This is a genomic window from Nonomuraea guangzhouensis (genome assembly GCF_019396345.1).
Classification (GTDB): Bacteria; Actinomycetota; Actinomycetes; order Streptosporangiales; family Streptosporangiaceae; genus Nonomuraea; species Nonomuraea guangzhouensis.
The window spans coordinates 201,986-214,778 of sequence record NZ_JAHKRM010000007.1; the positions used below are offsets into that span (position 1 = coordinate 201,986).

Annotated in this window: 11 protein-coding genes; 7 read left to right on the forward strand and 4 right to left on the reverse strand. The window is 70.0% G+C overall.

Annotated elements, in window-relative coordinates; genetic code table 11:
- The first annotated feature begins 32 nt into the window (after positions 1–32).
- The 3 genes from KME78_RS16085 to KME78_RS16095 are packed head-to-tail and all read left to right on the forward strand — an operon-like array spanning position 33 to position 3,290.
- A complete protein-coding gene (locus tag KME78_RS16085) occupies positions 33–1,484 on the forward strand; it encodes an extracellular solute-binding protein (protein WP_219529692.1) in 1,452 nt (483 codons plus the stop codon).
- A 4-nt stretch (positions 1,485–1,488) separates the two neighbouring features.
- Positions 1,489–2,469 carry a carbohydrate ABC transporter permease gene (locus KME78_RS16090; protein WP_219529693.1) on the forward strand — a complete coding sequence of 327 codons (981 nt, stop codon included), beginning with the start codon at positions 1,489–1,491 and terminating at the stop codon, positions 2,467–2,469.
- Positions 2,466–3,290, forward strand: a complete 825-nt coding sequence (locus KME78_RS16095) for a carbohydrate ABC transporter permease (protein WP_219529694.1) — start codon at positions 2,466–2,468, stop codon at positions 3,288–3,290. Before KME78_RS16090 ends, KME78_RS16095 begins: the two co-directional genes overlap by 4 nt.
- Here KME78_RS16095 and KME78_RS16100 read toward each other — a convergent pair.
- The 3 genes from KME78_RS16100 to KME78_RS16110 are packed head-to-tail and all read right to left on the reverse strand — an operon-like array spanning position 3,280 to position 6,155.
- Complete coding sequence (locus KME78_RS16100) at positions 3,280–4,305, reverse strand: MBL fold metallo-hydrolase (RefSeq protein WP_219529695.1); 1,026 nt, start codon at positions 4,303–4,305, stop codon at positions 3,280–3,282. The two genes, KME78_RS16095 and KME78_RS16100, sit on opposite strands and share 11 nt — an antisense overlap.
- Before the next feature lie 36 nt (positions 4,306–4,341).
- Positions 4,342–4,929 carry a hypothetical protein gene (locus tag KME78_RS16105; protein WP_219529696.1) on the reverse strand — a complete coding sequence of 196 codons (588 nt, stop codon included), beginning with the start codon at positions 4,927–4,929 and terminating at the stop codon, positions 4,342–4,344.
- Positions 4,926–6,155: a M24 family metallopeptidase gene (locus KME78_RS16110; RefSeq protein WP_219529697.1), complete on the reverse strand. Its 1,230-nt coding sequence runs from the start codon at positions 6,153–6,155 to the stop codon at positions 4,926–4,928. Before KME78_RS16110 ends, KME78_RS16105 begins: the two co-directional genes overlap by 4 nt.
- 96 nt (positions 6,156–6,251) lie before the next feature.
- Here KME78_RS16110 and KME78_RS16115 point away from each other — a divergent pair, with 96 nt between their 5' ends.
- The gene (locus KME78_RS16115; RefSeq protein ID WP_219529698.1) at positions 6,252–9,023 is read left to right on the forward strand and encodes a helix-turn-helix transcriptional regulator; all 2,772 of its coding nucleotides are present in this window, start codon (positions 6,252–6,254) and stop codon (positions 9,021–9,023) included.
- A 199-nt stretch (positions 9,024–9,222) separates the two neighbouring features.
- Complete coding sequence (locus KME78_RS16120; RefSeq protein ID WP_219529699.1) at positions 9,223–9,918, forward strand: DUF2306 domain-containing protein; 696 nt, start codon at positions 9,223–9,225, stop codon at positions 9,916–9,918.
- Here KME78_RS16120 and KME78_RS16125 read toward each other — a convergent pair.
- Positions 9,904–10,545 (reverse strand): TetR/AcrR family transcriptional regulator, encoded by a 642-nt coding sequence (locus tag KME78_RS16125; RefSeq protein ID WP_219529700.1) that lies wholly within the window; start codon positions 10,543–10,545, stop codon positions 9,904–9,906. The two genes, KME78_RS16120 and KME78_RS16125, sit on opposite strands and share 15 nt — an antisense overlap.
- Positions 10,546–10,711: 166 nt before the next feature.
- Between KME78_RS16125 and KME78_RS16130 the strand changes: the two genes are divergently transcribed.
- A complete protein-coding gene (locus KME78_RS16130; RefSeq protein ID WP_219529701.1) occupies positions 10,712–11,593 on the forward strand; it encodes an AraC family transcriptional regulator in 882 nt (293 codons plus the stop codon).
- A gap of 33 nt (positions 11,594–11,626) precedes the next feature.
- Positions 11,627–12,661: a medium chain dehydrogenase/reductase family protein gene (locus KME78_RS16135; protein WP_219529702.1), complete on the forward strand. Its 1,035-nt coding sequence runs from the start codon at positions 11,627–11,629 to the stop codon at positions 12,659–12,661.
- Positions 12,662–12,793: the final 132 nt, after the last annotated feature.

Sequence of the window (12,793 nt, forward strand, 5' to 3'; positions counted from 1 at the left end):
ACGGCACGCTCAGCACATCGAAAGGAAAGACCATGTCAGCCATTCAGCTCAGCCGCCGGCAACTCCTGCAGGCCGCGGCCGCAGCGGGCGGGGCCGCGCTCCTGTCCGGCTGCGGCGACTCCGGCCGCCAAGCGTCGGGCGTCACACTGCCGTACTGGGACTGGTACGTCAGCCAGGCCCCCTGGGCGGACAACGAGATCAAGCTGTTCCAGCAGGCCCACGGCGACGTCACGGTCAAGAAGACCACCCAGGTCACCGACAAGTACCTCGACCTGCTGGCGCTGGCGGTACGCAGCGGCACCGCGCCCGACGTCTTCCTGCTGCCCACGAAGCCGAAACTGGAGGTGCCCGTCGGCCAGGGCTGGCTGATGCCGCTGGACAAGTGGGCCACGCCCGAGTGGCGGTCGAGGTTCCCCGACAACAGCTTCGTCGAGGGCGTCAACATGTTCGGCGGCAAGGTGTACTCCGCGCCGTTCAGCGGCCTGGCACCGGCGCTGCAGCTCTACATCAACAACGACCTCTTCAAACAGGCCGGGCTGACCAACCCCGACGGGACCGTGTTCATCCCCAAGACGTGGGACGACATCACCCGCGCCGCCGAGGCCATCACGACCAAGAGCGGCGGCAAGGCGTTCGGGCTCGGCTTCGGCAACGCGCAGAAGGGCGCGCTGCCCTGGCTGATCGAGCTGTTCTGCCGCGGCGCCGGGTCGCCCGGCGGCACCCAGACGGTCGACTACAGAACCGGCCGATGGACGTACGGCGGCGACCGCAACTACGCCGACTTCCTCGCCCTGCTCCTCGACTGGAAGAGCCGCGGCTTCATCTACCCCAACTCGATGAGCATCTCCGACGAGCAGGCCAGGGCGTTCTTCGCGAAAGGCCGGTTCGGCATGATCGTCGGCGGGGTGTGGAACCAGGCACCCTGGGAGGAGGCCGGGTTCAAGGACTACAGCCTCACGACGCTGCCTTCGCCGACCGGCACGCCGCAGGGCTTCTTCTACGGATCCCCTGGCAGCTACCTGATGGGCATCTCGGCCAAGGCCAGGAACCCCGAGCAGGCGTGGGCCTGGCTCGACTGGTTCTACAGTCCCGCCGCGGGCAAACGCTGGGTGCAGGGCGGTTACGGTCTGTCGGTCTACCCCCAGAACAACGACCCGGCAGGGGTGAGCTCGCCGACGTTCAAACAGTACGTGGGCATGGCGGACACGGCCCTGGTCGGACCGGTCCCCGCCATCCGTAACCCGGACCTCGCCAAGGTGGAGGTGGCGCCGGTCCAGCCCGACCTCCCGGACGTCGCGGCGGGCATCTACACCGGCCAGCTCAAGGACGTGCCCAAGGCGCTCAAGGAGCTGGAGGACCGGCTGAACGGCGCCCTGAGCGAGGCAGTCTCCAAGGCCCGCGGCAAGGGGCTCAAGGTGAGCATGGACGACTACAAGTTCGCCGACTGGGACATCGCCAAGTCGTACACGACCAAGCGCGGATGACACGATGACGGATGTCCACCTGGCCGCCCCGCCCCGCGCGGTGATCGCGAGAAGGGCCCTCCACCTGCGTCGGCGGATCGTCGCGGCACGCTGGTCCTACGTGTACGTGCTGCCGATGCTGGTGCTGTTGCTGGCCTTCGTGATCTACCCGATCGTCGCGTCGCTCGGCTACACCTTCTACCGGTGGGACGGGATCGGCGAGCCCGGCGACTTCGTCGGGCTCGCCAACTTCGCCCGGGTGATGACGGACTCCATCTTCTGGGGAGCCCTGCGCAACACGTTCTTCTACGTGCTCATCGTCGTGCCGGTCCAGCTCGTCCTCGCGCTCGCCCTCGCTCTCGTGCTGAACAATAAGCGACTGCGCGCGCGAACCTTCTACCGGACGATTTTCTTTCTCCCGGTGGTGACCTCCGCCGCGGTCGTCGGAGTCGTCGTCCAATTGCTTTTCTCGAATTTCGGCGACGTCGTCAACGACCTGCTGATGTCGCTCGGTCTCACGCACGAATACATCGACTGGCTCGGCGACCCGAATTTCGCGATGATCATTATCATCGGGGTCGGGATCTGGCACACGCTCGGCTACAACCTGGTGTATTTCCTGGCCGGGCTGCAGACGATCCCCGACGAGTTGTACGAGGCGGCGCGGCTCGACGGGGCGGGCGCCCTCGCGAGCTTCCGCTACATCACGGTGCCCATGCTCAGATCGGTGGGCGTCGTCATCGTCCTGCTGTCCGTCATCGGCTCGTTCCAGGTCTTCGACCTCGTACAGGTGCTCACCAACGGCGGGCCGTACTTCGCCACCGAGGTCGTCAACACCTACATCTACCACCTGGCGTTCGGCGGGTTCGGCGGCACCGGCGTCGAACGGGACGTCGGCCTCGCCTCGGCGGCCTCGTTCTTCTACGGGCTGCTGCTCATCGTCTTCGCCGTGCTCCAGGGGCTCTTCCTGCGGGTGCTGGTCCGGCGCAGGGGCGGCCGCGCATGACCCGCCGCCCACCCCTGCTGACGCACCTCTTCCTGCTCATCGGGGGAGTGGCCTGGCTCTACCCGTTCGCGTGGACGCTGGGCAGCTCGCTCAAGAGCACCGACGAGTTCTTCGGCCGCGGCCTGAACCCGCTGCCCGGCACACCGCTGTGGTCCAACTACGGGCAGGCCTGGCAGGGGGCGTCCTTCGGCCAGTATTTCCTCAACACGCTGACCATCACCGTCTGCACGGTGGTCATCACCCTGCTCGTCACCGCCATGGCCGGGTACACGCTGGCCCGCACCGAGTTTCCCGGCAAGGGGCTCGTCCTGGTCGCGGTGGCCGGGACGGTGTTCCTGCCCCATGGGTACACCATCATCCCGATCTTCGACATCATGGACGCGCTCGGCCTGCTCAACAGCTTGTGGTCGATCATCATCGTGCAGTCCGCCGGCGGGATCGTCTTCGGCACCTTCCTGTTCATGGGCTACTTCCGGGCGATCGACCGCTCCCTGGAAGACGCCGCCCGCGTCGACGGGGCCAACTTCCACCAGGTCTTCTGGCGGATCATGCTGCCGCTGTCCGGGCCGATGCTGGCCACGGTCGGGCTGTTCACCGCCATCTCGGCGTGGAACAGCTTCTTCATCCCGCTCGTGTTCACCCTCGCCCGTCCCGAACTGCGGACGCTCGGGGTCGGCATGTACGCCTTCATCGGCGAGAACTCCACCGACTGGACGCTCCTGTGCGCCGGCTCCGTGATCACCCTCGCTCCCATCATCGCCATCTTCCTGGTGCTGCAGCGATTCTTCGTGAACGGGCTGGCCGGCGCGGTCAAGCAGTGACAGAAGGGGCGCGCAACCGCGGTGTGTCCTCGTAGAGGCGGTAGGTGGCCAGGATGTTGAGCCGGTGCAGGTCGCGGCAGAGGAGGAGCATGCCCTGCTGGGCGGCCCCCTGCGGCACCGGGTAACGGGCGAGGGCGGCCGCCAGTTCGGGGTCGAGGCGCTCGGCCCACGGGTCGGTGCAGGCGGCGAACGTCTCCTCCAGGCCGCGACCCGCCGCCACGCTTGCCCGCACCTCGTCGTGCAGTCGCTCGAGGTAGCCGATGAGATCGTCCACCGCAGCCGGCCCGGCTCCCATCGGGCCGTGCCCGGGAACGACGGTCTCCAGGTCGGGCAGGGCCTCGCGCATCCGGCGCAGCGACCCCAGGTACGGTTCGGGGCCGCCCTGGAGCAGCATGGGGGCTATGCCCGCGTGGCTGAGGAAGTTGCCGGTCCAGGCGGTGCGGGCGTCGGGGACGTAGACGACGGTGTCGCCCGGCCCGTTGCCCGGACCGAAGTGGTGGAGCTGGACGATCCGGCCTCCGAGGTCGATCTCGGCGTAGGAGTCGAACGTCAGGTCCGGTCCGCGCCAGGTGGTGACCTCGTCCAGCAGCGCGGCGTCGCCGTACATGTTGGCTGACCGGGTCTGCTTCTCGTAGGCCAGATCGGTCATGTTCGCCTTGTTGACCCTGGACGAGACGACCACGACCTGGTCGGGGAAGGCGGCGTTGCCGAAGGTGTGGTCGCCGTGGTAGGTCGTGTTGACCAGGTAGCGCAGCGGCCGGCCGGTGAGGCCCGCGGCGGTGGCCTGGATCTTGACCGATACGTCGGGGGTGATCCCGGCGTCGATCACCAGGGCCGCGTCCCGCCCCGCGACCACTCCGTTGTTGTCCTTGGGCGGAAGGTTGGCCATGAGTGCCCACACGCCCGGCGCGAGTTCGTGTGGCACCAGCTCCAGGCCGACCGGTGACAGGTTCGGCCCGCCGTAACCCTTGGGGCGCTCGGCGATCTCGCGCTCCGGGATGTGTGATGTCGACATGTCGATTTCCTTTCGTTCGGTTTCCAGCGAAATTGATCAGACGGAGACGGCTACCGGCCGGGCCTCGGCCACCTGGGGGAGAGCGGCCGTCCAGAGGCGGTGTACGAGGATCGGGCCGATCACCCAGTAGCCGAGCGAGGTGACAATGCCGGGAAAGGCGAGGTCGCCCGCGACCAGGTCGTAAATGGGGTGGCCGATGGCGTTGCCCATCGCGCCCATGATCGCGAAGAACCAGGCGATGAGCAGTGGCACGCGCCAGCCGCGGTAGATGGCGAGCGCGCCCATGGCGAAGGCGGCGTAGGAGATCATGTTGATCCAGACGAACAGGGGGAGGGACATGGCCTGCGCGCCGAAGACCTCGGTCGGCCAGCGCCGGTTGAACCCGTTCATGAACTCCTCCCCGAAGTGCAGAAACTGCCAGGCCAGGCCGATGAGGTAGATCGGCAGCACCCGGGAGGGGTCGGGGAGCCTGCGGTCGGTGGTGGCCAGGTGACAGCCGTAGGCGATCACCATGGCCGGGATGAAGGTCAGCCACAGCGCCAGTCCGGGCGACAGGTAGGCGAACACCACGATCAGCGCGGTGGCCAGGACGCCGGCGGCGACAGCGGAACGGTGGCGGGTCATCGGGTGCTCCTCATGAGGTGGGTGGTGATGGTGTTGAGCTCGATCGGCGCGTCCTCGCCGACCACGACGGTGCCGCCGACGTGGACCAGGCGGCGGCCGTGGACGCAGTTGGGCGCGAAGGCGAACGTCATGCCCGGCCTGAGCGGCAGGTCGGAGCCGATGGTGGGCTGCTCGGCGAGCAGCCCGTAGCGCGCGCTCTGCGGCAGCGTGCCGATTCCGGCGCCGGATCCGCCCGCCGCTCCGCAGGGATTGACGGCGTGCACGAGGGGGTACGCGTGCCAGCCGCCCCCTTCCTGGAGCGGGCGCTCCATCTCGGTCACGACCTCGCCGAACGTGTGCCCGGGACGCAGGACCGCCAGCCCCGCCTCGTAGGAGGCCCGGGCCGCCAGCGCCGCCGACTCCACGTCGGGATGGACGTCGCCGACCGCGATGGCCAGCCGTTGCCGGGTCTCCCGCATGCCGTACGAGCCGGCGATCTCGGCCAGGAGCAGATCGCCGTCCTCGATCACGCGTGACGCCTGCGGCCGGTACGACCACGCGGGCGGGCCGCAGGAGACGAACTCCTTGCCCGACACGATCAGCATGCCCGGCGCCACGGCACCCCGCCGCAGGGATTCGGCGATGCCCGCCGCGTACACCGACGCCTCGGTGACGCCGGGCCGTACCGCCGCCAGCATGGCCCGGGCCATCGCCTCGCCGATGGCGGCCGCGTGGCCGATGACCGCGAGCTCCTCCGCGGACTGGCTCAGCGCGCGCCGCACGAAGGCCGCCTCAACCGGCTTGAAGGTCACCTGCGGGAACTGCTGGAGCACCGCCGACCACAGCGTGTACGGCACGAGCGGGTCGGCGTGGAAAGGCGGGCACGGTTCGAGACCGAGCACGCCGATCGCCGACCTGCCGAGCCCGTGCGCACGCAGCACCTCCGCCACGCCGTGCGCGTGCTTGGCGACGAGCACGTTCTCCGGCCTGATCCACACCGCGTCGCCGCGCCTGCTCGCGTCGAGGTGCTCGCCGAGCCGCGCGGGCGAGCGGACCAGGGCGATCGGCTCGTCTGCGCGGGGAAAGACGACGATCGCCCCGGGACGGTCGTTGGTGAAGTACACATCCGGCGCCCACTCCGCCCCGCTGTGGACGATGAGCGCGTCGACGCCCTCGGCATCCATCAGCTCCCTGGCGAGATCCCAGCGCCGGTCCCGTTCGGCCGGCGAGTAGGTGGGAAGATCCATGCCGACGACGCTAGGGCGGCGCCGCCCGGCCGGAATCTGTCACGTGACCAGCCGTCCCGCGACGGGCATAGGTCACAGGCTCAATAAGATCGTCCCGTGCTGTACGGGCGTGTGGCGGAAACCGATCGAATAGACCATGTGCTGGCAGAGGCCAGGGACGGCCGAAGCGGCGTCCTGGTGCTGCGCGGGCCCGCCGGAATCGGCAAGTCGGCGCTGCTCGAACACGCGGCGGGGACGGCTGCGGCCTTGGGCATGCGAACCGTGCGCGGGGTGGGCATCGAGAGCGAGACCGAGATGGTGTTCGCCGCGCTCCACCTGCTGCTGCGGTCCGGGCTCGACCGCCTCGACCGGCTTCCGGCCCCGCAGGCGGACGCGCTCAGGGGGGCTTTCGGGCTGGCTCCTTCCCGTGAGGCCGACCGTTTCCTGGTCGGTCTCGGCGCCCTGACCCTGCTGTCCGAGCTCGCCGGCGACGGCCTGCTGTGCCTGGTCGACGACGCGCAGTGGCTGGACCGCTCCTCGGCCGACGCCCTGCTCTTCGCCGCACGGCGGCTGGAAGCTGAAGGGGTGGCGCTGATCCTTTCAGCGCGGGACGGCAGCCACGGTTTCCGGCCGACCGGCCTGCCCGAGATACGGCTCGGCGGCCTCGGCCCGGAGACCGCGGCCATGCTGCTGGGCGAGACCGCCGGGACGCTGGCGCCGCACGTCAGGGACCGGGTCCTCGCCGAGAGCGAGGGAAACCCGCTCGCGCTCATCGAGCTGCCCGCGGCGCTCACCCCTGATCAGCGGGCCGGGCACGTCACCCCGCTGGCCTACCACCTGGGCCCGCTTCCGCTCACCGGCCGGATGCAGGAGGCGTTCCAGACGCAGATCCACGCGCTGCCCGAAACCGCCCAGACCCTGCTGCTGGTGGCGGCCGCGGAGAGCACCGGCGACCTCACCGTCATCCTCGGGGCCGCGCGGCGGCTGGGCATCCGCGCCGACGCCGTCGAGCCGGGGGAGCAGAGCGGGCTCATCCGCGTCGTGGACGGGGAGCTCACCTTCCGCCATCCGCTGATCAGGGCGGCCGCCTACCAGGGAGCGCCGTTCACCAGGCGCCTGGCCGCGCACCGGGCCTTGGCGGACGCTCTCGACGGCGCCGTCGACGGCGGCCGGCACGACGATGCCCGGGCCTGGCATCTCGCCGCCGCCTGCACCGGACCCGACGAAATCGTCGCCGCCGAGCTGGACCAGGCGGCCGAACGGGCCAGGCGCAGAAGCGGCCACGCCGCCACGACCGCGGCCTACCGCCGCGCGGCACAGCTCTCTCCGGAACCACGCGACCAGGTGCGACGGCTGATCAGCTCCGCCGAGGCCGCGATGGACGCCGGTCAGCTCCTGCAGGGCCGCGCGCTGGCCGACCGCGCGGCGCTGCTCACCGACGATCCGCACGAGCACGCCAGACTCGCCGGGGTACGCGCGGCCATCGAGTTCGAACAGGGTTCGCCGAGCGTCGCGCACGGCATCCTCATGACCGCCGCCGCCCCCGTCTCGGCCGCGGACCCGACCAGGGCCGCGTCCATGCTGCTCGAAGCCGTACGCGACGCCTGGTTCGCCGGTGCGCCCGAGCTGGCCAGGCAGGGCGTCGACCGCGTCCACGCGCTGGCCCTGCCGTCCGGGCACCACCTCCAGCCGGTCATCTCGGCGATGACCGGCCTGGCCGCCCTCCTGGCGGGCGATGCCACCCGCGGGCTGGTGCCCATCCACGCGGCACTCGCCGACGCCCGGCGATCGCAGCCGGGCACGCCCGGAGACCGGCTCATCATCGCCTCGATGGCGTTCATGGTGGGCGACGACGAGACGTCCATGGACCTGGGCGCCCGCCTGGTCGACGACTGCCGGGCCCAGGGGATGATCGGCTGGCTGCCGCACGCGCTGCAGAACCTCGCCACCAGCCAGCTCTACCTCGGCCGGTTCCGGGACGCGCGGGCGTCGGCCACCGAAGCCGTGCGCATCGCCGACGACACCGGGCAGCATCACCGCGTCGATCACCTGCAGGGGATACTCGCCTGGCTCGCCGCGGTCCACGGCGACGACCGCGCCTGCGCGGAGCTCACCGGCCGCGTCCGAGCTCATGCCACCGACCACGGCAACGTGTCGAGCCTGGCATGGGCGGTCTGGGCAGAGGGCCTGCACGCCCTCGGGCAGGGCAGGGCGCAGGCAGCCCTGGAGCAGTTGGCGGCCGGCATCACCGGCACCGTCCCCCACCAGCTCACGACCACCCTGTTCGTGCCGGACCTGGTGGAGGCGGCGGTCCGATGCGAGCAGGCCGATCGGGCCAGGGCGCCGCTCGCCAGATTCGACGAGTGGGCCACGGCAACCAGGCAGCCCTGGGCGCGCGCGGTCGCCCTGCGCTGCAGAGCGCTGAGCGCCGTCTCGGAGGAGGAGACGGAAGCTCACTACGCCGAGGCCGTCAGCGTGCACCTGAACGGAGGGCGGCCGTTCGAGGAAGCCCGCACCAAACTGCTGTTCGGCGAGTGGCTACGCAGAAACCGGCGCAAGGCCGAGGCCAGGGTCCATCTCAGGCAGGCGCTGGACACGTTCGACCGCGCCGGGGCCGTCCCCTGGGCGGCCCGTGCCCGTGCCGAACTGCGCGCCACGGGAGAGGCGACCGCTGACATGCAGGCGGCGGGCGCGGCGGGCCTGCTGACCCCGCAGGAACTGCAGATCGTCCGGCTGGCCGCGCAGGGCGCCACGAACCGCGACATCGGCGCGCAGCTCTTCCTGAGCCCGCGCACTGTGGGCTACCACCTGCACAAGGCGTTCCCCAAGCTCGGCGTAGCCGCCAGAACCGAACTCGCCCGGCTCGACCTCGGCGATCGAAGCAGCTGACGGCTGCTCCGGAGCACTACGTGCCCGGACCGCAATTCGAGCTCGCTGGTCCGCAATCTCCTGCATCGACTTCATGACCACCTGCGCCCTACGTTTGCCGTTTGATCGGCATCGCGTGTGGCGAGGCGAAGGCCCGCTGCCGCCGACCTCGCGCATTGCGCGCCTTCCTTCTCGTTCCCGCGCAGATACTGGAGTTCGCGTGTCCACTACGACCATGTCACGGGCCGTTCGCCGCCGCTGGTGGTGGACCCTGTGGAGTCTTCTCACCGTGCTCGCGATCGGCATCACGGCCTACTTCGTTCCGCCGTACCTGGTCGGCAACACGAACATTCCGGGCCTCGACATGACCATCCCGGGCTACTACACGAGTCTCGTGATCCATGGGGTGCCGGCCGGCCTGGCGCTTCTCATCGGGCCGTGGCAGTTCGTGCCGCGGTTGCGGGCCCGTTTCCCCCGGGCGCATCGGATGGCGGGGCGGGTGTACCTGATCTCGGTCGTCGCCGCCGCGATGGCGGCGCTCTACTCCGCCGCGGTGACGCCGAGCGGCTTCACGTTGCAGGTCGCGTTCTTCGGGCTGGTCGTGGTGTGGTTGTACACGGCTGCCCAGGCGTATCGGGCGATCCGCCGCGGTGAGGTGCAGGTGCACCGGATCTGGATGGTCCGCAACTACGCGTTCACCTTCGCCGCCGTGACTCTGCGGCTCTACCAGCTGGTCGGGCTGCAGCTGATGAGCGTCATGCCGTCACTGGAATACAGCGCTGTCTACGAGTCGAGCGCGTGGCTGTCCCTGCTGGGCAATGTGCTGGTCGCGGAGTACTTCATCGTTCAGCGCACGCTGGCACCGCTGGCCCGGCGGCGGTCGTCGGAACCGGCCGAGGCTCTAGCGCAGCAGTGAATCGACCTCGTCGGCGTACAGCAGCGCGACGTCGATGCCCATGCCGGTGAAGTGGCCGGCGAGTTCGAGGGACAGCACGCCGTGCAGCCGGGTCCAGAAAGTCATGGCCTGGCGCAGGACGGCCGCCGGCGCTGTGGGATCAGGCGACCAGTGCCGGTGGCTGTCGAGGTGAGTGCCGAAAGGGGTTTCCGGCGATGGGATGTCCGCCTTGCGGTAGGCGCCGATCAGGACGGCCATGATCTCCTGCGACATCGCGACGGTGTCGGCGGGCGCCTGATAGCCGGGTACGGGTGTGCCGTAGATCAGCAGGTACCGGTGGGGATCGCTCAGGGCCCACACGCGTACGACGTGAGCCAGCGCGGCGATGTCGGCGCCGGAGTCGTACGCCTCGCGAACGGCGTCGGCGAGGCTGCGGTAGGCATCCCTGATGAGCGCCGTGATCAGCTCGTCGCGACTGGCGAAGTAGCGGTAGAGGGCCGGGCCGCTCATGCCCAGATGCTTGGCGATCGCCTTGAGCGACAACGCTGACACGCCCGTGGCGGCGATCTGCTGCCAGGCGTGCTGTTTGATCTCGGCTTGCACTTGCGCCCGGTAGCGCTCGCGCGGGCTCACCACATCGCCGTCCATGGGTCAGCCTCTCCGGTCCCGTGCGCCACCTCGAGTTAGAGGCTATCACCATCGCGATTGACGAAAACTTAGAGCCAGTTATAGGATGTAACGAAAGCGACCTGGCGTAACGCGATGGCTGCGCGTGCGCCGATCGTCACCCCGTACTGGAGAAGTGGTCTCGCTGATGCGACGTGAATCGCGCTTCGACATGGGCGGATACGCCGGCCTGGACCTGGACCGGTTCGTCCGCCGATCGTTGTGCAGCTGGGAACGGCCCGGATGGCGCTCGCTGCTCGTCCAGAAGTTCGAGCACCTCGAGGCCGCCGGTGAGATGGTCATGCCGGCCTCGGCCGACACACACCTGTGGCTGATCACCGGCGGCGCCGGCCGGTTGCACATCGACACCGGCGAAGGCTGGCGGACCACGCCCATCGCGCCGGGTGAGATCGGGATGGCCACACCGGGCGTACAGACTCGCCTCCGGTACGAGACCACGGCGCCGATGCACTCGATCCACGTCCATCTCCCCGGAGACGTGGTCGCCCGGGCGGCCGCCGAACTCGGTGGCCCGGCACCCCCGGGGCGGGAGCCGGCCCCGGGCAGCGACGAACTGATCGGCGCGGTGCTCAAGTCGCTGGCCGCCGCCACCGCGGCGGGTGCGGACGAGCTCTATGCCGAGGCGGCCGCGCGGTTCCTGGTGGTGCACCTGGCGATCCGCGAAGGCCGGCGAGGCTCGGCGGACGGTACGCGGCGTGAGGACGTCCGGGTGCGCAAGGCCATCGCGTACATGCACGACCGGTTGAGTGAGCCGGTGCGTCTGGCGGAGCTGGCCGAGGAAGCGCGGTTGAGCCCTTATCACTTCCTGCGGGTGTTCAAGCAGGCGACGGGAGAAACCCCTGGCCGGTACCTCGCCCGGCTGCGTATCGCGCACGCGACGCACCTTCTGGAGAGGGGAATGACGGTGAGCCAGGTGGCTCGGCGTTGTGGTTTCAGCAGTCCCGGGCACCTGTCGTCGGCGTTCCTGCGGGTGACCGGGGTGCGGCCCTCAGCGGTGCTGGCCAAGTAGCACGTGACAAGAAATCCTACGGAGGAGCCTTCGATGACCGGCACAGCCCTTGAGATCGTCATGCCCGGCAAGGTCGACCCGGACGGGTTGCAGATCCGCACCCGGCCGCTGCCCGCGCCGGCCTCCGGCACCATCCTGCTGCGGATGGAGGCGACCGGCGTCTCGTTCGCCGAGCAGCAGATGCGCCGTGGCAGGTATTACGACCAGCCACGCTTCCCGTTCGTGCCCGGCTACGACGTGGTCGGCACGGCGGTCGCGGCCGGCCCCGGCGTGGACGCCACGATGATCGGCAAACGGTACGCCGCCGTGACCAAGATCGGCGCCTGGGCCAGCCACGTCGAGGTGGACGTCGCCGACCTGGTACCCGTGCCGGACGGCCTGGACGCGGCCGCGGTGGAGACCGTCCTCGTCAACGGGATCACCGCCTGGCAGATGCTGCACCGGATGGCCAAGGTGCGCCGCGGCGGGACGATCGTGGTCCTCGGCGCCAACGGCGGCGTCGGCACGACGTTGGTGCAACTGGCCCGCCACGCCGGGATCACGGTGATCGGCACCGCGTCGGCACGTCACCACGAGACGGTGCGGAAGCTGGGTGCGACCCCGGTCGACTACCGCGACCCCGGCATGTACCAGCGGATGCGGCAGCTCGCCCCAGACGGCGTGGACGCGGTGTTCGACCACGTCGGCGGTGCCGGGCTGCGGCGATCCTGGCAGTTGCTGCGCCGCGGCGGCACCCTGGTGTCGTACGGGACCGCGGCCACCAAGAACGACGAGGGCAATGCCCGGCTGCCGGTCCTCAGGTCGTACTTCCGGCTGATGCTCTGGAACTACCTCCCCGACGGCCGCAACGCCTCCTTCTACGACTTCTGGGCCGGCCGCCGGCACGCGGACGCCTTCCGCACCCGCCTGCGCGACGACCTCACCGAGGTGCTGCGACTGCTGGCCGACGGCGCTCTCGCCCCGCAGATCGCCGCGACGCTCCCGCTCTCCGACGCCGCGGCGGCGATGACCCTCGCCGAGTCCCGAACCGTGACCGGCAAGGTCGTCCTCGTGCCCGACGCCCGATAGCGGACTCCTTCGCATATCAGCCGACGAGGTCGGGGTGATCTTTGAGCCGCCTGCGTGAGTCGATGCCCGGCTTGCGGAGGATGTCGCGCAGGTGGGCGTCCTCCGCCCCGGCTCTGGACAGCAGCTCGTGGG